Here is a 19,423-nt window from a genome sequence, read left to right on the forward strand (position 1 = left end):
GACCTTCGCGTGACGCACCTGCCGGCCCGCACGCCTTATGCGCGCAAGCTGGCCGGCGGGAGCATCGCCATCGTCAACAACACCACCGCCGCTCAAGGAGGCCGCGTGCCGCAGGACATGTCGTTCCAGTGGCTACGCGAGCAGCCGTCCTTCGACTTCTTCGACGTCCTGCACATCCACTCTCTCGAGCTGGCCGCCGAGCCCGACATCGAGGCCGTCCTTGACCGGTGCGAGCGTGACGGCAAGCAGGTCGTGTGCACGATCCACGACGTGACGCCGATGTTCAGCCCGGACAAGGCCGCGTACGCCCGACAGCTCCGCATGCTCACCGAACGCAAGATCGCCCTGATCACCCTGACCGAAGGCGCTGCGGCCGATCTCCGGCAGATGCTGGGATCGCAGCAGCACGTCAACGTCCTGCCGCACGGGCACGTCCTGCCCTTGGGCGATCCACGCTGGCAAACACCAAGCCGACGCGAAGAACCAATCGGGACGACCCGGTTCGCCATGTACGGCGGCTTCCGGCCCAACCGTTCAATGTTCCCCGTCGTGGCGAACCTGCTGTTCGGCAACCTGAGCGGCCCGACCACGGTCAGCATCCTGACCAGGGCCGTCAGCCCCATCGAACTCGACACCAACCGGGACCTCGGCGCGGTTGTCAACGCCGCCCTGACCCGACCCGAACGAGTCGGTCTTCACCTGTCGCCGTTTCCGCACGACGACGAGATCGCCGACTTCCTGCTGTCGGCCGACGTGCTCGTGCTGCCCTACCGCTGGGGCACCCATTCCGGCCAGCTCGAACTCGCCTTCGACCTCGGCATCGTCCCCGTCGCTGCCGACGTAGGTCACCTGCGCGAACAGTGGCGACGCTACGAAGGCGTCGTCCCAGAACCGATCTGGTTCGACTGGGTCGACGACTACCAGCAAGGCGCCCGCATCCTCACCGCGCTCCAGGACGCCACCCAGCGCCAGCACGAATGGCCCACCGACCGCGACGCCTTGCGCGACATCCGCTCCGCCGAGCATGACGCCACACTTGCCGCACACCACCGCCTCTACACCGAGCCACGATGACAGGCACCACACCGCCAGCAGACAGCCAGCCTCCGGCCTGGGACCGCTGGATCGACACGGCCGGAGCCGTCTTCAACTTCCGCGACATCGGGGCGTACACCACCGCACGTGGCCGGGTCCGCACCGGCCTCATCTACCGGGCCGACTCGCTCGCCAGCGTCCCGGCCACCACGCTCGCCGGTATGGGCATCCGCACCGTCGTGGACCTGCGATCGGACGCCGAGGTAAGCGGTCACGGAAGGTTCCAGTCAGCCGCCGCCGTCACCTACGCGCACTGCCCGGTGGCCTACAACCCATGGGACGATGCGGCGACCTCCGCCGCGACCGTCCAGGCGTTTCTCACCGAGCGCTACCTGGAGATCGCCGATATCGGTCGCAACGGCATCCGCGAGACGCTGGACCTGCTCGCCGACCCCCAACGCCGGCCGATGGTCTTCCACTGCCGCGCGGGTAAAGACCGCACCGGCGTGCTCGCCGCGGTTCTGCTGGCGCTGCTTGGCGTCGGCGACGACGACGTCGACGCCGACTACGCGCTGAGCAACACTGCGTACGCGCGCTTCTGCGCCAGCCGGGGACACGACCCGCAAGCGGCCGTCCGCGAAGCTGCAGCGACGTCCTCGCCGCCGGGGACCGCCTCGGCGGTCCTGCATAGCTTGCGGGCTCGGTTTGGATCGATAGAGGCATACCTCATCGCCATTGGCGTCAGCCCTGGTGTTCTGTATCAGTTACGGGAGAGCCTGATCGATGCGAGTCCGGGCACTAGTTAGCCGCGTGTCGCTCCTTCGTTCCAATTGACTTCGAAAGGCTTGCTGGCGCTTCATGCGTAACTGACGACATCGGCGTCCCGCCGAACGATCAGGCGGGCCGCCCATCCCAGGCAGCCAGGTGTAAATCGTCGCTATCGGTGGCTTTCAGAGCGTGATCCGGGCCAGCTTGCGCCCCACCTTGAGGTACAAGTCCTCACTGGATTCCGCGCTCCGGCCGATTACAACCGCCAGAGGGTCATGAATGTCGTAACTCGTTAGCACGGTCTGACGCTGCTCATTGGCGTCTTCGATGACCAGCCGTAGGCCCTTCTGCTCGGCCACACGGCGAACATCCGAGTTGCTCTTGGCGAACCCAAGACCCCTGACCACGTCGAGAACGGACCGGCTCGCATCGCTCACGACCGGCAGTTCGTCGACCTCTGCGAACGTTCGCTTGGAGAACCGGGCGACAAACTCCGCACGTGCCTTCATCGCGGCGTCGCCCCCGTGGATCGCTGCGGCGACCTCGCCTGCAAGGACCTTCTTCAGGTCCATCGGGTGCAGCGTCCCAGCAGCGAGCCTGTCAGCGACGATCGTGAGCTCGCGGTCACTCCACTCCGAGAGCGAGCGGAAGTATGGCTCGACCAGGTGGTCCGGGATGGACATGATCTTTCCGAAGATCTCCTCGGCCGTCGCCGTCAGGGGGACGTAGTTCCCCTTCGACTTGCTCATCTTCGCCCCGGTGCCGTCCGTGCCCTCGATGAGCGGTGTAGCCACCACCAGTTCGGGCTTCTGGCCGGAGATTTCCATGACCTTGCGCCCCATCTGCATATTGAGGAACTGGTCGATGCCACCGATCTCGAGGTCACAGTTGATCTCGACCGAGTCGAGAGCCATCACGACGGAGTACATGAGCTCAGCCAGGGACAGGCCCTGGCCCGAGTCGAGCCGCTTGCGGAAGTCCTCGCGCTGCAGAGGCATCGCAACGGGGATCTTCGCGGTGAGCTCGATGATCTCCGCGAGCGTGACCTTGCGCAGCCAGTCTCCGTTGTGCCTGAACTGAGCCCGGCTGAAGTCGAAGAACGGAGTCACCTGTTCGCGGTACGTGACCAGGTTGGCCGCGATCATCTCGTCGGTCAGTTCGGGCCGCTCGTCTGAACGGCCCGAGGGGTCGCCGATCTTCGCAGTCATGTCGCCGACGATGAAGACGACCTGGTGCCCCATACGCTGGAACCGGCTCAGTATCATCATCGGCACGGCGTGACCGAGGTGGACCTCGGCGCCCGTCGGGTCGATGCCGAACTTTGCGACGAAAGGCCGGCCCTCGTCCCGTGCTTCGTTGATTCGGCTCACGAGTGCTTCAGCGGACGGCTGCAGTTCCTTCGAACGCTCGCGGATGAGTTCGGCCTGCGCTTCTGGGGCAAGGTCCGACAGGTCCAGTGCCCGGCGATCGCAGGTCTCGGTGAGGAGTTGGAGCACGATCGTGTCGTCGCTGAGGTCCGCTTCGTTCAAGAGGCGGATGGCGCGTTCGACGGACTGGCTCAGGCGGGTCATCTCGGTGCTCCAACGTGGAAGTCTGGTCGGCGGAGGGCGAGGCCCTAACGCTATCGACGCCGTCCACCGCAATCCTCCCGGCACGGCGCCTTGATCACTCCCGCAACGTACGGCGCCCTGCCAACGGCCTCGCATGCAACGCGCTGCGGCTCAAATCGCTCGCCGCGGAACGCGCGCGGTCCCTAGCCTTGGCGGATGTACTCGATCCGGCCCGCTCTGGAAGCCGTCATTCCGACGTTCGGGCTGCGGGTCCGGTGGGATGACCTGGAGCTGCGCCTGCCCGACGATGTCGAACTGCTCGCATTAGCCGACCTCGCCGCTGGCGGTGTGCACGACCCCGACGCCACGCCGTTCTCGTGGCCCTGGACCCGTGGCACAGGCGAGGAAGTCAAGCGAAACGTCCTCGCACACCAGTGGAAGAACCGGGGCCGAACCGCAGCCGATGACTGGGTACTCTCGCTGGCCGTGTTCCGCAAGGGCGAGATCGTCGGAGAACAACAGATCTCGGCGAAGAACTTCCACGTCACCCGGTCCGCACACACCGGGTCCTGGCTCGGGCTCCGACACCACGGGCAAGGCATCGGCACCAGGATGCGGCTCATGGCGTTGTATCTGGCCTTCGAAGGCCTCGATGCCGCCGAGATGGTCAGCGAGGCCTACACCGACAACCCCGCCTCGAACGCCGTCTCCCGCCGCCTCGGGTACGCGACGAACGGGTCCCGGATCACCGCCCGCGAGGAGCGCCCCGTCGTCGAGAACAACTACCGCATGACCCGCGAGCTCTGGGACGCGCGCCCCAGCGCACTACGCCCCGAGATCACGCTCGACGGCCTCTCACCAGTCCGTGAGCTCTTTGGAATCGATCAGCCCGATCAACCCGAAGGAGCGGAGCATTGACTGCGGGGGCCGTCGTCAGCAGCACGGTCCAGGTTGGCCGGAGACCGCCGCCGCTCGCGTTGACTCTCGCCGTACCTGGGTGGTCAGGAGCGAATAGGCGCACCAACCGCATGAAAACGCCGGCCCGAGTTCTTCGTGGAACTCGCGGTCGCCGTCGCGGATACCGTCTCGAAGGCTCCGTCGTGGCTTCCGGCTGTGATCTCGGCGTAGTCGGGGAGGCCGAAGCTGCACCGGCCTGAGGCCTTCGTTTGCAGGATCACGCGGCAGAAGCCCGGCTGGACCACCCTGGCGAAGAACGCGCGGTACCACATGCCTTCGGCCCGAGCGGTCTTCTGTCGTACACGCCGATGTGTTCATACCGGGTTGTTGAAGATTCCGAGTTGTCCCACACTGCCCACCGGACCCTCGATACGATGATGGGCCGTTATGAATAGTCACGAAAGGCTGTTTAGTGAGCCAGATGCTGCCAACCACTCCCTACCGCGGGACGCGGGATTTTTTGCCTCCGGAGATGTCCGTCCGGCAGCAAATATTCGGCACGATGTTCGACGCCGTCGAGCGGTACGGATACACCCGATATGACGGCCCGATCCTCGAATCCGCGGAGATCTACGAGGCCAAATCGGGCCAGGAGATCGCCGATCAGCAACTGTATTCACTGACCGACCGAGGCGGACGCCGGCTGGCATTGCGCCCCGAGATGACGCCCTCCGTGGCCCGCATGATCGCCGGCAACGTCAACAGCCTGCAGTTGCCCGTCCGGTGGTACAGCCACGTCAACTGCCACCGCTACGAGCGGCCCCAGCGCGGCCGCCTGCGGGAGCACTGGCAGCTCAACGTCGACATCTTCGGCTCCGACAACGTCGCCTGCGAGATCGAGATCTTCGAGGTGATCCACGAGGTCATGTCGTCGCTTGGCGCGACCCGCGACATGTGGGTACTCCGCGCCGGCGATCGCGCGGTGCTCGACAGCATCCTGCGCGACGTCGCCAAGATCCCGCAAGACCTGGTGCCACGGACGATGTCGCTGATCGACCGGTGGGAAAAGATGCCCCGGGAGAAGCTGCGTGCCGAGGCCGAGGAGTTTGGCATGGAGGGACCTCGTTTCGACGAGCTCGCCGAGATCCTGGCGTCGGGGTCGGAGGTCCTGTCGCGCCTGCCTGAGGACGTGCGCGAGGGTTCCCCTCTGGTGCAGATGATGGACGGCGACGCGAAGGACCTGTTCGTGTTCGACCCGCTCATCGTGCGCGGACTGCAGTACTACACGTCCACGGTGTTCGAGGTCTTCGACCTGTCGCCGGAGAACAACCGCTCGCTGTTCGGCGGCGGCCGCTACAGCGACCTCGCAGGCCTGTTCACGACCCAGCGCATCCCCGGCATCGGGTTCGGCATGGGTGACGTGACCCTCGCTGACTTCCTGGAGACCCACGGCCTGCTGCCCGAGCCGCGCACCCAGGTCGACGCTGCGGTCATCCCGGTCACCGAGGAGCTGTTCCCGGCCGCACGCGAGGTGGCTTGGCTCCTGCGGCAGTCGTCGGTGCGCGTCTCGACCCCACTGGAGCTGCGCAAGCTCGGCAAGGAGCTAACCCGCGCGGACCGCAGCGGGGCCCGGTTCGCCGTGATCGTGGGCGACGAAGAGTGGCAGGACCGCCGGGTCGTGCTCCGCGACCTAGCCCACCAGCAGCAAGAACTGATCGCGATCGAAGAACTCCCGGCCCGATTGATCACCCTCCACCACGAGGCTTAACAGACGGTGGTCGATGATCTTCTTGTCGAAGATGCTCCGCCGTCCCGGGTGGTCAGTTGCCGATCGGCGCACCATCCGCCGCATGAGCCCACGCGCCCTGGGGATCAACTTCGACACGGGTGCTGCGACTGCGGCCTGTCGCATGAAGCGTTCGCGACCGGCGCCGATGATGCGCCCGTGGTCAGACGGTCCGGGTTCGGATTCGACGCGGGGTCCACGCTGCGACCGCGCTGCGCCGGTCACGACTGAGCCGCTAGCCGGCTCTGTGCCACCTGCGGGCTCGCGTCTCGTCCCAGGCCGTGCAGCAGTGGCGTTCGGGCGCGTCTCGGGATCGTGGTGGATGCGTCGCGCAGTGCGAGCCAGCAGACGAGCTCCGCGACCGCGGGCCCGCGTGGGGGCTTGATCACCACCATCGCGGAGTCGTCCAGCGACTGGCCGCTCCAGCGGATCGCCTGGGCCGGTAGAAGCTCCTCGTGCTCGTGCCAGAGCAGGCGCACGATCACCGGGACGTCCCCCTGCGGCTTGACGGGGACGTGGCGGGGTTGCCGCTCATTGAGCGGGCCGGACGCCGGCCATCGTTCCTGCTTGACCTCAAGCAGGTTCAGGCTGTTCACATTGCCGTGGTACCAGCCCCCGGCCGGGCGTGGCGGGATGCTGCTGGCCACGTCCGGAACGCGGAGCCAACCCACCACCTCCGGCTGCCCCGGCTCAGCACCGGGAGCCTGGATCCTGACCAGCACCGCCGTCGGCGTCCAGCGGACCGCCCGCGCCGGCATCAGCTCCTCGGCCCGGCCCCAGACCATACGAGCGATCACCGGCAGCCCACTCTGCGTATCGACCGGAGCTGGCGCCAGTCGCGGGCGCCCCAGATTCCTGGGGATGACCCCGCCCGGCCAGAACCGGTCCGCGGCCTCCAGTAGTTCTCCCCGCTGACGCTCGCCTTGCACATCACCAGTAGAACACATGTTCTATGCTTGATCATGTACCTGTCCGCAGCCCGGGCTGATGGAGTCCCGGAGCGCATATTCTGGGCGAGCGATGACCCGGCACGGCCCGTCCTGTCGCCAGCGAGGGGAGAGGCGCTGTCGTGAGAATGAGCGCGTGGATCGAACCGATCCCCTTGGAGTCCGGCCAGCCCTCTCCCGGGCCGGCCAAGGAGATCCAGGTCATGGCCGACACCTACGAAGAGGGCAAGGCACAGCTCATCGCCCGACTGCCCGACGGCTGGCGCATGATGAACATCGGCGTCGACCGCTGAGGACACAGCAGTCCACGATCTCAGCGTTCGAAGGCGGCACCCAGGAGCCCACCATCTCGATGTTGCACCGGATCGGCCATGCCAGCGGCCACACCTTGAGCGTGCTGTTCCTACCCGCCAACTAGATGTCATTCCGCGAGAATCTCAGCCACAAACTCAGTGCGGCGCCGCTCGCGTCGTTCATCGTCGCCGACAGATCCAGTCCAACCGTAGGGTCGCGTTCATGACTGCTGATATGGAGTTCTGCCAGGTCGTCACGATGTACCACGAGCGCGACTTGGCCGACGCGCTGGCCGAGTTGCTGGTTGCTCGGCGTCTGGCGGCGAGCGTGCACGTCGAGGGTCCCGTCACGGCTCGATTCTGGTGGGACGGCGCTGTTCAGACCGTCGAGGAGTGGCGGGTGACCTGCAAGACCACCATGGACCGCTACGACGAGATCGAAGCATTGATCAACACCAAGGAGCACCACCCGTACGACTTGCCGGAGGTGCTCGCGGTTCCGGTGCTGGCCGGGTCGGACCGCTACCTGGCGTGGATCGCGGCCGAGACCCGCACATCCGGTACGCCATATGGGCAGCCCGATAACAGCGCGGACGCGTGACGTCGTTCGATGATCAGGGAATGATGGGCAAGGCGGCCATCGACGGGGGGTGAGCTGGATGGCACGGTATGTAGACCCGCAGTTTCCTGAGCGAATGCGCATGCTCCGCCATGCCCGTGGGCTGTCCTTGAAGGGCTTGTACCGGGTCGCGCACGTGTCGGTGTCGGCACTGTCGGAGTACGAGACCGGGCGCCGGCGACCGTCCGCGGAGATGGCCCGGACCCTCGACCTCGCCCTGGACGCCAGCGGGCGGCTCGCCGCCATGGTGGTCGAGACACCCCACGCGACAACCGCCGAGGAAGGCGGTGAAGCGGCGGACCGGGTCGGGCACGCGGTGCGGGCGCCTCGGCAGATCGATGCCCGGGCGGTCGACGCGCTCGCCGCAGCCCTGGCCGCGCACCGGCGAGCCGACGACGACGCCGACCCGGTACTGCTGCTTCCTGCGGTGAGCGCCGGCCTGGCCCAGGTCCAGCGTCTGGCGACCGAGGCGCGTGGACAGCACGCACGTGCGCTGCGGGTCGTGGCGGCTGAGTGGACCCAGTTCACCGGGTGGTTGCATGCCCAGGCCCGGCACGACGCCGAGGCGGTGCGGTTGCTGACCGAGTCCGCCAGCCAGGCCGTCCAGCTCGGGGTGCCGAACCTCGCCTGCCAGGCCTGGGGTTTTCGCGGATACCTCGAACGCCAGCGTGGTGTACCGGCTCGGATCACCAGAGCGTTCCAGACCGCCGCCGAGGTCCCCGGGGCTTCGCGTCTGCACCGTGTCGACGCGATGCTCAACACGGTCCACGGGCTGGGTCTCATGGGCGAGAAGCGTCAGGCACTCGACCTGCTAGGTCAGGCCAACGACATGACCACGAACGCAGGTGCGGACGAGGTCGACCCGGCGTCCTACTGGCTGACCCCGACATGGCTGCGGATCCCGATGGGTATGGCGTATCTCGGTCTGGACCGCGCCGGCGATGCGGCGCAGAACCTGCGCGCAGGACTGGAGGCGTTGCCCGCTCGCTGGCAGGGAGCGGAGTGGGCCACCGAGTACCGCGACGCCCTAGTCCGAGCCGAGGCCGCCGCATGAAGCCGCCCGTCGATCCGCGGTTCGGTGCCGAGCTGCGAAGGCTCCGCGAGGCACACGCGATATCGCTGCGTGACCTGTCCGCCGCCTCGCACCTGTCCAAGTCGCTCCTGTCGCTGTACGAGAACGCGGGCCGGGACCCGTCGCCCGAGAACGCCGCCCACCTCGACACGCTCCTAGACGCCGGTGGGCGCCTGGCGTCCCTGACATCGGAGGCGATGCCGGACGACAGTGCGACACCGGGCGAACTGGAGCGGGCCGCTCACGCCGGGCGCGCGCCACGTTCGCTGGACGGTGGGGCCGTGGCATCTCTGGGCAGTGTGCTGGCCGCTCATCGACACCTGGACGACGCCGTCCCCGCCGAGGTGCTGTGGCCGATCGCGAGCGCGCATCATCAGATGCTGGCGCGGGTGGCACGGGAGGCACGCGGCCCGCATGTAGCGGCGCTGGAGCTCGTGGTGGCCGAGTCACTGCAGTTCGTGGGGTGGTTGAGCGCGCAGCTCGGGCGGCACGAGGCTGCCGACCGGTTGTACGCACAGTCCGCGGACAGGGCCGAGGATCTGGGCGCCGGCGGGCTCGCGTCGCAGTCGCGCCGGTTCCGCGGGTCGCTCGCGTGGCAGCAGGGCCGACCGGCGCAGATGGTGGCGCATTACCAGCACGCCGCGCAGACCCCGGGGGCCGGGATCCTGCACCGGATCGACGCCGGGCTGCGACACGCGCACGGTCTTGCACTGCTCGGCGACCGTGCCGGTGCGCTGGGCGTGCTGCACGCCGCCGACGATCTGACCACCGCGGCCGAGAGCGCTGTGCCGGACCCGTTCGCCTACTGGCTCAATAGCACGTGGCTGCGGTTCCCGCTCGGCCTGGCACACCTCGAGCTGGGCCGAGCCCAGGACGCGGTGGACAACCTTCGCGCCGGGCTGGAGGGCCTGCCGGACGAGCAGCGCGAGACACCGTGGACGGCGCAGTACCGCTCCGCGCTGGAGACGGCGCAGGCGCGGGCCTGACCAGCACCAGGCGGCGCCGGACCGCAGGGCTGGGGGAGCGGCCATCGGGCCCGGCTCGACGAGGCACTGCCCCAGGCAATCCGCGTGGCCTTGCGGTACCAGTCCGTTGGCGAGGCGGGTGAGCTGTACTCCACCGAGCCGCTGAGCAGGACCAGCAGCTCCCCGCTAGTCGTAGATCCGTTCCTGGGGTACCCCAGCCCTAGGTGCTCCCGCGCTCTAGCCTTCTCTACTTGCTGTCGGAGACGGAGACGGAGACCGGAACGGAACGCACTCGGGAGCGAGGTTAGCGTGGCACCTCTCATACAGCTCCTGTCTTGCCCTCAGTTCTACCGCCGGGTGCCTTGCGTTCTCGGCACGCTCTGTGAGCTCAACGATGCTCAACGTACGCAGGGGAGGTTCCATCGCGGCGAGAATCAGCAAGATGATCATCCCCACGAGAGCCACGGCGAAGCCGACAAGCGCAACGTTCCTCGCCAGAATGGCTCTATTGCGGCGTTTCCGGCGAAGAACAAGCTCCCTCGGCAGGCCCGCTGACGGACCCGTCTTCATCGTCCTCAATCGGCTTGTCGTCAGATCGAGGTACGCGCTAACAGCGTGGTCTATCTCGGCGGCCAGATCCTGCTTGGTGCTTCCGTCCGGCAACTCCGCCAGAACCCTCTGCATCCACTCGATGCGCCGTGCGAGGCGAGGTCTTGGCGTGAGGCCCTCAACCGCCCTCCAGAGAAGAGGCGTGACGGCTACCAGGACTGGAATCAGTAGGGTTCCCATCACCTGAAGCATGGCTGCGGAGCCTACCGGGGTAGGGGGTCGGCGGACATGCGGCGGCACGGAAGTCACCCGCAGGTCCGGCTGGGTGTGGTCCTAACCCCGGCTACGTGGTCGTGCCCCTCACGGGTGAGACGGCCGCGCGTGGCTGACCGCCGTCTACGCTCAAGACACAAGTGGGTACCCACCCGCTGTCGGGGGAAACACCTTCTCTGGAAGGTTCTCAGCCGAGCGGAAGCGCATCGTGGCCTCGCGTCGACCATCTGGCCCTACGGGTATCACTTGGCGTCGAATAAGCCGGGCCACGGTGATCTGAAGCCTGCGCCTCACCCTTCGCGAATCACGCAGCTTCTCCAGCAGGGGCCCACCAGGTTCGAGCGGCTGCCACCAGACCTTGACCCATCCCTTGCGGTGTGGGTGGGCCGCGACAAGCAGCACCCAGGCACTATGGGTGCGACCCGGCACGACGACCAGATTCCGCTCTTCACCGGGCGCGAAGGTTCGCGGGAGATGGTGGGAGTCACCGTCTGGATACTCGGGCTTCGCACCGAAAATCACCGCCCGGTACAGACGCACGTAACCCGTCCCGACGTTGCTGACCCTGAACCGCTCCCATTGCTGTGGCTCACCGGTGACTTCGTTGATCAGGTTCAGCTCGCCGGTCCGCTCGAACCACAGTGCCGCGTTGGGTTGCGACCTGTGATGACGGATCTCCTGCATGATCGCGACCCCGGCAGCGACCCCAGCGAGGCCGGTCGTGATCAACCATCCAGTCCAGTCCTGCCACCACTGCAGTTCCACGCGTGCACCCTACTGGCGCCCGGTCACGCCGCGCGCTGCGCGATCGGGAGTCGGTGCCGGATGTGCTGGGCCGTCACGGACCGGTCGAGACACCGCGCGCAGACCGCCGCGCGCCACTGAACCACACCAACACGATCGACAACATGCCGGCGCCCGAGCGGGTCGGCGTGTGCGACGCGGCCGTGATCGACAGCCACGGCTACGAGGTGGCGTGCTGGGAGCCGCTGTACGTCCGTCGGGAGGCGGCCGAGGTGGAGTGCCCGGCGTGCGGCACGATGCACCTGGCCGACGACATCTGGAACAAGACCCTGGCCGCGTCGGAGGACCCGCTGCTCACCCGCTCGGAGATCGCCCGTGCGCTGGCCGGGCAGGTCACGATCAAGCAGCTAGAGCACTGGGCCGACCCGAAGCGCGGCGGCCGCCTCATCTCGGATCTAGCCCAGTCAACGGGCTCCGACCCAACCGCCGTCGCGTCGGTCCTCGACGGTGTGGAGCACGCGGTCGAAGAAGACCTCGAGTCCGATGCGATCCTCGCGCCGGCGAGGGATAAGCGGATAACGGAGCTGACCCCTGAGCAGGCGAGAGAGGCTACCCAGTTCCTGAATCACTGGCTGTGGAACTTCGACCTCGATGTGGTATTGCTCAATCAGATCTTCGGTGAGGCGTACCTCTTCCAGGTACTCGGGTGGGCAGCGATGTTTGCTGTCCTACAAGTCTTCCTCGTAGCCATGCTCCTGCCCTCGGACGATGAAGGGGATCAGGATGAGGAGCAGGGTGAGCTGTGACCAGACCGTCACAACGCCATGAGCCACGTGTCGCGTGGCGCGGCGCGGGTGCTAGGGAGCACTGTCTGACACATTGAGCCGTAGTGGCTAGAGAGGCCGCGACACCGACAGGTGCCGCGGCCCTTTTTATGCCCGGATGAGGGCAGGGAGCCACCCTCTCCCCCGGGTACCGAGTAGTACCGCAGCCGTGTCCGCCGAAACTGGATCGCGTCAACGGGGACGGGTCAACTGGGACGGGTGGGATCAGTGGCTGCCGTTCAGGGAGGTCGACCACTTCAGGACCGTCGACCCGTTGCAAACCTTGAGGGCCACCTCGACGACGCGACCGTCGGCCAGGAACACCGTCCGCAGCACCTGGGTGACGATCACCGAGCCGGTGAGGCCGAGGGCTGTGCTCTCGGGCTCGGTGGCGAGCCGGGAGGTCACCTCCTCCAGCACGCGACCCTGTGCGACCCCCAGCCGTTCACTGGCCAGCTCCCGAGAGCCGCCCGTGGACACCGGCTCGGCCAGCTCCGGGGCAGCCTCGACGACATAAGCCGGGTAGTACGACGAGGACAGGTGAACCGGTGAGCCACCTCGCTCCACGACGCGGCGCCGCACGTGGACGGGAGACCCTGGCTCGACGTCCAGTCGCGAAGCGATCACTTCCTCGGCGCCGACCGTACCGACCTCCACGACCCTTGAGATCTCCCCCGTGGCCAGGGCCGCACCCGAGGCGGCATGGGTGCGCACACGCGTGGCGATGTTGTCGCTCCCGTAGTCAGTGACGACCGTCCCGGCACCGGCATTGGCGCTGGTCAGACCCTCCTGCTTGAGAGTGGCGTACGCCTGCACGACAGTCCCGTTGGACACGCCCCACTCCTGCATGACCTGTCGGATCGTCGGCAGGCGGTCCCCAGGCCGCAGGGTCCCTTCGCGGATCTGCCCACGGAAGTGCTCGGCGATCTCCGCGTATCCAACAGCGTGCGTCATGCCGCCGATCCCTCATCTCTCCATCGGGTGTTCCGTCTGTCGCATCTTGCTCTAGGCCTGGGTACATCTTGGCATGTAGAGCATGCCGGACATCCTCCACCAGGATAACCGCCACACGACTCCGGGAACCAGAGCCCAACTATCGGCCCCACGCCTCGTTGAAGGCACCAAACCCGTAGACATCAGGCCGGTGACGATCTCGCGCCTTCCGGATGTGGACAGCGAACCCCTCCCGCAATCTTGCCGCACATGATGATCTTGTTCCAGGAGCAACCGAGCAAGGAGGGGAGCAATGATGACCACCCACCGTGTGCCATCGGCGGACTGTCCGCCGTCGCGCGCCGGGACCGTCGGGTGCCGTCGTGACTTCTCCAGCCCTGCCACCCGCCGTGGACAGCACCGTCGGCCGGCAGCGCAGCAGGCAGGCGTGGCCCCCGTACGCCGCGTCGCTCCGCCAGTCGCCCGACCGGTGACGCGCCGGAGAAACCGTCACCGGTCGGGTTCCCAGAATCTCGATCAGACCCAGGAGACACGCGATGGGCAAGCTCGACTCATTTCCCGAACGCCGCACGGCACCTGATCCTGTGCCCGGCGACACTGCCGCAATCTTGCTCGCCCTCGACGCGGCGAAAGCAGCCCTCATGGAGGTCGGCGCGGACCGCATCGAGCTGCTGGCGGCCACCGGCAGCGGGCGGGTATCGATCCAGCCGGCACTGCTAGCCGACGGCGAGATCATCGCCAGGGAACTCGGCCTCGACAAGCCGCTGGACCAGTGCATGATGGACCCCGGCTACACCCTGTGGTGCGGAACGCTTGACGACCTTGAGTTCCAGGTCCGTGGTGCGCTCCGTCAGCCCCTTGGGAGCGTCCTGTGAGCCGCCCTGCACCGCGCCTGGTCGCGCTCGACATCGAGGGCACCCTCCTGCAAACCGGCATCACCGTCCCGGAGGTCACCGCCGCGGCCGTGGCCGCCGTCCGCAAGGCCGGGCACCACGTCGCCTTGGCGACCGGGCGCCCGCTCATCGGTGCGCTGCCCGTGGCGCACAGCCTCGGTCTGAACGGCGCCTGGATCGTCGGGTCAGGCGGAGGCATCACGGCGTACGCATCCCCGTCGGTGCCTGGCGGGTACCGGGTGCGCGCGGCGCGCACGTTCGATGTCGACCCCGTCGCGCACCTGGCCCGCATGCGCATGCCCCGAGTGCGGATGGCGGTCGAGCTGGCCGGCTGGGGGTGGCGCGTCAACCAGGAGTTCGACCCCGGCCACCTCGAAGGACAACAGCATGTCGTGGCCCACCTGGAAGAGCTGTGGGCAACACCGGCTACCCGCATGGTCCTATGCGCACCGGGCATCGGCTCCCTCGTCGAGCCGCTGCGCCAGCTCGGCGTGACACCGAGCGCCCTAGGCCTGGGGTGGGTCGACATTACGCCGCGTGGTCCGTCCACGGCGTCCGCCCTGGAGACACTCCGGGGCCACCTCGCCGTCCCGCCCGAACGCACCGTAGCGATCGGTGACAGCTGGAGCGACGCAGGCATGCTGCAGTGGGCCGCCTACCCCGTCGCCATGGGGCAAGCGCCGACCGCGGTCAAGGCCCTGGCGAAGCACGTCACGGGCCCAGTCGGGCGCCACGGAGCCGCGGACGCCCTGCGCGCGCTCCTGGATGCCGACGCCTCCCAGCCCGCCACCGTCCAAGCCTGAGCCGCCACCCGACGTGTACGAGTACTGGAGCACTGCACGATGATCAGCACCCGGAGCACCATCGTGGGCAGCGACGCCGTCGCGGACGCCGCCCGGGCGATCCCCCACGAGATCTACCTTGGACCCGAAGGCGACGCCGTCGAGCCCGTTGTCCCCCGCAGCACGACGTTGCAGGACCTGCGGGCCCTGGACCTGCGACCCAACATGAGGGTCTTGCAGGTCGGGACTGGGTCCGGCTACTCGACCGCCCTCATGGCTCATATCGTCGGTCCCGGTGGTTACGTCCTGACCATCGATGCCGACGAAGATCGTTCCTTGCGCGCCCGGGAGCTGTTTGTCGCCCACGGGCACCGTGCGATCTCCGCGACGGGCAGCGGCATGGCCGGGCACCCCGGCCGCGCACCGTATGACCGGATAGCGGTCGCCGGAACCCCGGCAGCGATCCCCGGTGCGTGGATCGACCAGCTCGCCCGGGGTGGGGTCCTGGTCACCGGGTGCACCGTCTCGGACCTGCCCGATGCGTACGCCGTCGCGCACATCGTCAATACCCCCACAGACGACCTGCACGTCACCGTGCACGCCGGCCGGTACCCACTGATGGAGCCACCCGTCGTCCCGTCCAACGTCAGGGTCGTGACAGCGACGGACGACTCCGGGTACTACCTGGCCTCGGCCAGCGACGATCACCAGACCGCGGCCGACTTCCTCGCAATCCTGCGCGCTGGTACCGCAGAACCATGGCCCGGCGGACCCGGTGAGTTCCTCGACCTCAAGCACTGGCTGCTGGCGCGCCGCCCGGCCGGTCTGTTCACCGCTGTCACCGAGCACGGGGAAGGCATCGGGATCGGCGACCGAGCCCCCACCAGCTTCGGCCTGGCTGCCCGGCCTGAGGGCCCGCCGGAGGCCGTGATGATCACCCCCGCCCACCTTGTGGCCCACCCGCGGCAGTCGCCGATCTGGGCACGGTTCCTGGACCTGATTGACGACTGGCGGGCGGAAGGGTCACTCGCCACGCACGAGCTCGACGCCGTCGTCCTACGCGACGGCGACTCCTACCACGTCCGTCTCGACGACTAACCACCAACGTCGATAACTGACCACGACCGCAACCTCCGGACAACACCGACGGTGAGGATCCCGATGATCGAGTTCCTGCTGCTGGTCGGCTACGTGCTGGTCATAGCAGCCCTGGTGGTGTCGGCGGTCGCCGTCTGGCGCCACTGACCACCACCACCGGTGCACTCACGCACCCCGACCGGGCGCGAACCGAGTCCGGACACCGACGCACCACACCCCGACCCACCCGAGCGGGAGGCCCGCGATGCACAGCACGACTGCACAGATCGCCACACACAAGATCGTGCGCGACTACCTCGCCAACCTGAAGCGCCTGCTCCAGCAAGCCGACACCGCATCGGTGGCCGTCATGGCGCCCACCGAACTCGAACGGACGATCAACGCGCTGAACGCGATCCTGGCCGACGCCCCCGACACCAGCGGTCATTGTCACCGCTGCACCACCAGGTGGGCACCTCGGTGGGCGTGGTGGCACCGGGCGTGGCCGTGCCGGGCGTGGCAGATCGCCCACCAGCACCTCATCGCCGCTGACCCGACCCACCCGACCGGACCCATCCACGCCGTCGGCGGCCCCCGATGAACCCCACGACCACCACAGCGACCCGCACCACGCCCAAAATCTCATCAGGTACGGCGAGACAGGACTTCGGGTGGGAGAGAACTGTGATCGCCCACCGGTGCGGCGTCAACGTTCTCGACGTGGACGTCAAGACCGCCGTCCGTGCCGTCGGACCCGACGTCGTCGCGGTCACCGAGATCATGCTCACGGTGGGCTCGACCCGGGACGCCTGGGCACTGGCCGTCCTGCTCGACCTCCCTGCGGCGCCGTCCGATCCGGCCGTGGCCTGGCGGACCTGGGCCGGGTGGGTCTCGGCCCTGTCGACGCAGCGACCCGTGCTGGTCACCGTGACCGCACCCACCACCGACTGGGAGGCACGATGACTCGCCACCACACCCTGCACTCACCCGCGGCCGGCATCCGGCTCGTCTGGCCTGTGGCCATCACGGTCGTCCTCGACCCCGGATCCGACGAGCGCGCCCGGACCGGCCATCTCAACCGTGAGCGCTATCTCGTCGCTCTTGCGGTCCTGCTGTCGGCGGTGGGCGTGGTGGTCCTGGTCCGGTCCGAACCGTTCGACAGTTCCTGGCTTGTAGCGGCCGTGCTCCTGCTGAGCGCTCTGGCCTGCCACGCGATCCGCCCTCGGCGGCGCACGGTGCCTGCCGGGCTGGTCGATCTCCTGGAGCCTCTGCGTGGCGTCGTGCCCACGGAGCCTGCCGAGATCCACCGGTTGGTGTGGGAGGCCGCCGACCTGACCGCAGCGGCCGGGGACACGGACCGGCCCTCCTGCCCCATCTGCGCGCGTCGTGTCGCGCAGATCGTGGCCCGGCTGCGCGCGCTGACCAGCCCCGTGCCGTCGGACCGTTCCTGGACGGTGTTCGGCCATAGCGTGCGACAGGCATTCGACTCGGCCGTATCGTCGATACCGGACGCCCGGCGGCACACCAGCCTTACTCGTGCTGTTCGTCTACGACGTCGCTCGGACAGGGAAGGTTGACCGTGACGGGAACACCTGAAGGTGTCAAGCACCTGCTGTTCGTCAAGGACCAGGGCCCGCACGGGCGCAGCCTAGGCATCCCCCGCGAGCCCCCGCCTGAGCTGCCGGAAGCCGCCGACGACCTCGGCTGGTTCCTGACCCCGACCACGCGGGTCGTGGTGTGGATATTCCGCCGCCCCAACCGCGTCTGGGCCCTGCCCATCACCCTGCTCCTGGTGCCGGGCTACCTTGTCGCGGCGGGCCTGGTTCAGAGCTACCTGGTGCCCGCGGACGGCATCTACCTGCTGGTGGCGTGGCTGTGCGTGTACAACGCCGCCAAGTTCGCCCTGACCGGCACCATCGCGTTCCTCATGAACCTGACGACCTGCCTCACACGCCTGGCCAAGCGGCCCCGACGGCCCCGCCCGTCGGCTGCGCAGGTGCAGGGACCGCTGCCGACGATCTGGTAACCCCAGGCGAACACTGGCCGGGGCGAGATCAGCTCGCCATCCAGGACCGCGACACTAGCAGCCAGGCTCTCATCCATGTCATGGCAACCCGCCCAGCCCGCGCAGATCCGCCCGTCCTGCTGATAAATCACTGGCGCCATCAGGTCTTCGCTGCTCGGAACGTGTGCGATGGGTCGCACACGACCAGTTAACGCCGTGCGCGCCCAGGGGCCTGGGACTATCAGTACCATCGGCGCACGATCGCGCCGCACCCGAGGAGCACCATGACCGCCCCGCCCATCCAGCCGCACGCCCTGGAGATCCTCAACGACCTCGACGCTCTGGAAGTATTCCTGGTGGAGGCCGGTGGTCTAATCCCCCGCGATGCCGAGCACGCGGCCAACGCGCTCACTCGCCTGATCAACGAACCGAGCCCGACCGACGAACCGCGCCTTCTCGACCAAGACTGGGACAACGACGGACGGGATTGAGACCGAGACGATCGGCCAACCCGACCGAGCAGGTCTCATCTGCTCGTGCTGCAGTCCCAACAACAGCAGTGCGCGACAACGGTGCACCAGGAGGACCCATGGTCACGCGGCCGACGTGGTACCTGGACGTGGACGGCGTCGTCAACGCAGTGCCCGCTCCCGCACGCCGACTGCGCGACCAGTTCGAGCACACGACGCTCACCGTCGACGACGGCACGACGACCACGGATGTCCCGCTGTGGTGGCGGCCCCTGGTCGTGGAGGCCATCAACACCATCGCGCGGGCGGGCCTTGCCCGGGTCGTGTGGCTGACCACCTGGCAGGAGCAGGCGCGCACGCTCCTGGCCCCCCGCCTGGGCCTGGACCCGTTCGACGTCGCCACGCCCAGCCCAGGCGGGGTCTCGCCGGAGGCGGAGGACTGGTGGAAGGTCCGCACGATCAGGGACCACAGCGACCCGGCCGGGCGGCTGGTGTTCACCGACGACGACCTCACCCGCAGGACACGCACCGCGCTCCGGGACCGGTACGAGCCGGACAACCTCTTGCTGATCACCCCGAGGCCCTCGCCAGGCCTTACCGGTAAGCATCTCAGCGAGATCACCACGTTCCTCTCGGCCACCTAGCCACGGCAGGCCCATGGCCTGGACACCTTGAGAAAGGCGTCATTCCCGACCGACTCCGACGTCGAGGCCTGATCGTGATGCTCGTCTGGTGAGGTAGACCAACCCGACCCGGGTCCTGCGTGGCGACGATACCGACGGGTCCCCACGCAAGAGACCCGGGAGCGCGATACGGCCGAAGTCTGTGGATAACTCTGGGACAAATCTGTGGATACTGCCCGTCAGCGAGCGCTCCGCACCCGGTTCTCAACGACTCCGGATCATGCCGTGCTGTGGAAA

Annotated in this window: 23 protein-coding genes; 18 read left to right on the top strand and 5 right to left on the bottom strand. The window is 67.8% G+C overall.

What is annotated here, in order from left to right; translation table 11 throughout:
• Positions 1-9 precede the first annotated feature (9 nt).
• Both ACFT2C_RS04440 and ACFT2C_RS04445 read left to right on the top strand, forming a co-directional pair.
• The gene (locus ACFT2C_RS04440) at positions 10-1,074 is read left to right on the top strand and encodes a hypothetical protein (RefSeq protein WP_377205794.1); all 1,065 of its coding nucleotides are present in this window, start codon (positions 10-12) and stop codon (positions 1,072-1,074) included.
• Complete coding sequence (locus tag ACFT2C_RS04445) at positions 1,071-1,841, top strand: tyrosine-protein phosphatase (RefSeq protein WP_377205795.1); 771 nt, start codon at positions 1,071-1,073, stop codon at positions 1,839-1,841. The genes ACFT2C_RS04440 and ACFT2C_RS04445 overlap by 4 nt, the downstream gene beginning before the upstream one ends.
• Positions 1,842-1,985: 144 nt before the next feature.
• On the opposite strand, the gene tyrS is transcribed toward ACFT2C_RS04445, so the two are convergent.
• Positions 1,986-3,374 (bottom strand): tyrosine--tRNA ligase, encoded by a 1,389-nt coding sequence (gene tyrS, locus ACFT2C_RS04450; protein ID WP_377205796.1) that lies wholly within the window; start codon positions 3,372-3,374, stop codon positions 1,986-1,988.
• Positions 3,375-3,569: 195 nt separating this feature from the next.
• Between tyrS and ACFT2C_RS04455 the strand changes: the two genes are divergently transcribed.
• Together ACFT2C_RS04455 and hisS are read left to right on the top strand one after the other, a co-directional pair.
• The gene (locus ACFT2C_RS04455) at positions 3,570-4,271 is read left to right on the top strand and encodes a GNAT family N-acetyltransferase (RefSeq protein WP_377205797.1); all 702 of its coding nucleotides are present in this window, start codon (positions 3,570-3,572) and stop codon (positions 4,269-4,271) included.
• A 460-nt stretch (positions 4,272-4,731) separates the two neighbouring features.
• Positions 4,732-6,018 carry a histidine--tRNA ligase gene (gene hisS, locus ACFT2C_RS04460; protein WP_377205798.1) on the top strand — a complete coding sequence of 429 codons (1,287 nt, stop codon included), beginning with the start codon at positions 4,732-4,734 and terminating at the stop codon, positions 6,016-6,018.
• 239 nt (positions 6,019-6,257) lie between these two features.
• Here hisS and ACFT2C_RS04465 read toward each other — a convergent pair whose 3' ends face one another.
• Positions 6,258-6,833, bottom strand: coding sequence for a hypothetical protein (locus tag ACFT2C_RS04465; protein WP_377205799.1), 576 nt, complete (start codon positions 6,831-6,833; stop codon positions 6,258-6,260).
• A 278-nt stretch (positions 6,834-7,111) separates the two neighbouring features.
• Between ACFT2C_RS04465 and ACFT2C_RS04470 the strand changes: the two genes are divergently transcribed.
• The 4 genes from ACFT2C_RS04470 to ACFT2C_RS04485 all read left to right on the top strand — a co-directional run bounded on the left by ACFT2C_RS04470 (position 7,112) and on the right by ACFT2C_RS04485 (position 9,953).
• The gene (locus ACFT2C_RS04470) at positions 7,112-7,276 is read left to right on the top strand and encodes a hypothetical protein (protein ID WP_377205800.1); all 165 of its coding nucleotides are present in this window, start codon (positions 7,112-7,114) and stop codon (positions 7,274-7,276) included.
• A 223-nt stretch (positions 7,277-7,499) separates the two neighbouring features.
• Positions 7,500-7,877, top strand: coding sequence for a divalent-cation tolerance protein CutA (gene cutA / locus ACFT2C_RS04475; RefSeq protein ID WP_377205801.1), 378 nt, complete (start codon positions 7,500-7,502; stop codon positions 7,875-7,877).
• 94 nt (positions 7,878-7,971) lie between these two features.
• Positions 7,972-8,949 (top strand): helix-turn-helix domain-containing protein, encoded by a 978-nt coding sequence (locus ACFT2C_RS04480; protein ID WP_377205802.1) that lies wholly within the window; start codon positions 7,972-7,974, stop codon positions 8,947-8,949.
• Positions 8,946-9,953, top strand: a complete 1,008-nt coding sequence (locus ACFT2C_RS04485; protein ID WP_377205803.1) for a helix-turn-helix domain-containing protein — start codon at positions 8,946-8,948, stop codon at positions 9,951-9,953. Before ACFT2C_RS04480 ends, ACFT2C_RS04485 begins: the two co-directional genes overlap by 4 nt.
• 216 nt (positions 9,954-10,169) lie before the next feature.
• Here ACFT2C_RS04485 and ACFT2C_RS04490 read toward each other — a convergent pair whose 3' ends face one another.
• A complete protein-coding gene (locus ACFT2C_RS04490; protein WP_377205804.1) occupies positions 10,170-10,733 on the bottom strand; it encodes a hypothetical protein in 564 nt (187 codons plus the stop codon).
• Between the two features lie 150 nt (positions 10,734-10,883).
• The gene (locus tag ACFT2C_RS04495) at positions 10,884-11,519 is read right to left on the bottom strand and encodes a hypothetical protein (RefSeq protein ID WP_377205805.1); all 636 of its coding nucleotides are present in this window, start codon (positions 11,517-11,519) and stop codon (positions 10,884-10,886) included.
• 2 nt (positions 11,520-11,521) lie between these two features.
• Here ACFT2C_RS04495 and ACFT2C_RS04500 point away from each other — a divergent pair, with 2 nt between their 5' ends.
• A complete protein-coding gene (locus ACFT2C_RS04500) occupies positions 11,522-12,304 on the top strand; it encodes a hypothetical protein (protein WP_377205806.1) in 783 nt (260 codons plus the stop codon).
• 243 nt (positions 12,305-12,547) lie between these two features.
• Here the strand turns inward: ACFT2C_RS04500 and ACFT2C_RS04505 are convergent, their stop codons facing one another.
• Positions 12,548-13,276 (bottom strand): GntR family transcriptional regulator, encoded by a 729-nt coding sequence (locus ACFT2C_RS04505; RefSeq protein WP_377205807.1) that lies wholly within the window; start codon positions 13,274-13,276, stop codon positions 12,548-12,550.
• A 536-nt stretch (positions 13,277-13,812) separates the two neighbouring features.
• Here ACFT2C_RS04505 and ACFT2C_RS04510 point away from each other — a divergent pair.
• From ACFT2C_RS04510 to ACFT2C_RS04550, 9 genes are all read left to right on the top strand, one after another.
• A complete protein-coding gene (locus ACFT2C_RS04510; RefSeq protein ID WP_377205808.1) occupies positions 13,813-14,151 on the top strand; it encodes a hypothetical protein in 339 nt (112 codons plus the stop codon).
• On the top strand, positions 14,148-14,972 hold the full coding sequence (locus ACFT2C_RS04515) for an HAD family hydrolase (protein WP_377205809.1): 825 nt from the start codon (positions 14,148-14,150) through the stop codon (positions 14,970-14,972). The genes ACFT2C_RS04510 and ACFT2C_RS04515 overlap by 4 nt, the downstream gene beginning before the upstream one ends.
• A 39-nt stretch (positions 14,973-15,011) precedes the next feature.
• Positions 15,012-16,049: a protein-L-isoaspartate O-methyltransferase gene (locus ACFT2C_RS04520; RefSeq protein ID WP_377205810.1), complete on the top strand. Its 1,038-nt coding sequence runs from the start codon at positions 15,012-15,014 to the stop codon at positions 16,047-16,049.
• Positions 16,050-16,293: 244 nt separating this feature from the next.
• The gene (locus ACFT2C_RS04525) at positions 16,294-16,629 is read left to right on the top strand and encodes a hypothetical protein (protein WP_377205811.1); all 336 of its coding nucleotides are present in this window, start codon (positions 16,294-16,296) and stop codon (positions 16,627-16,629) included.
• A gap of 83 nt (positions 16,630-16,712) precedes the next feature.
• On the top strand, positions 16,713-16,991 hold the full coding sequence (locus ACFT2C_RS04530; protein WP_377205812.1) for a hypothetical protein: 279 nt from the start codon (positions 16,713-16,715) through the stop codon (positions 16,989-16,991).
• The gene (locus ACFT2C_RS04535; protein ID WP_377205813.1) at positions 16,988-17,605 is read left to right on the top strand and encodes a hypothetical protein; all 618 of its coding nucleotides are present in this window, start codon (positions 16,988-16,990) and stop codon (positions 17,603-17,605) included. Before ACFT2C_RS04530 ends, ACFT2C_RS04535 begins: the two co-directional genes overlap by 4 nt.
• 2 nt (positions 17,606-17,607) lie before the next feature.
• Positions 17,608-18,054 (top strand): hypothetical protein, encoded by a 447-nt coding sequence (locus ACFT2C_RS04540; protein WP_377205814.1) that lies wholly within the window; start codon positions 17,608-17,610, stop codon positions 18,052-18,054.
• 263 nt (positions 18,055-18,317) lie between these two features.
• Positions 18,318-18,524: a hypothetical protein gene (locus tag ACFT2C_RS04545; RefSeq protein ID WP_377205815.1), complete on the top strand. Its 207-nt coding sequence runs from the start codon at positions 18,318-18,320 to the stop codon at positions 18,522-18,524.
• A gap of 98 nt (positions 18,525-18,622) precedes the next feature.
• Positions 18,623-19,147: an HAD domain-containing protein gene (locus tag ACFT2C_RS04550; protein ID WP_377205816.1), complete on the top strand. Its 525-nt coding sequence runs from the start codon at positions 18,623-18,625 to the stop codon at positions 19,145-19,147.
• The last annotated feature ends 276 nt before the right edge of the window (positions 19,148-19,423 follow it).

Source organism: Promicromonospora sp. NPDC057138 (assembly GCF_042670845.1).
GTDB lineage: Bacteria > Actinomycetota > Actinomycetes > Actinomycetales > Cellulomonadaceae > Promicromonospora.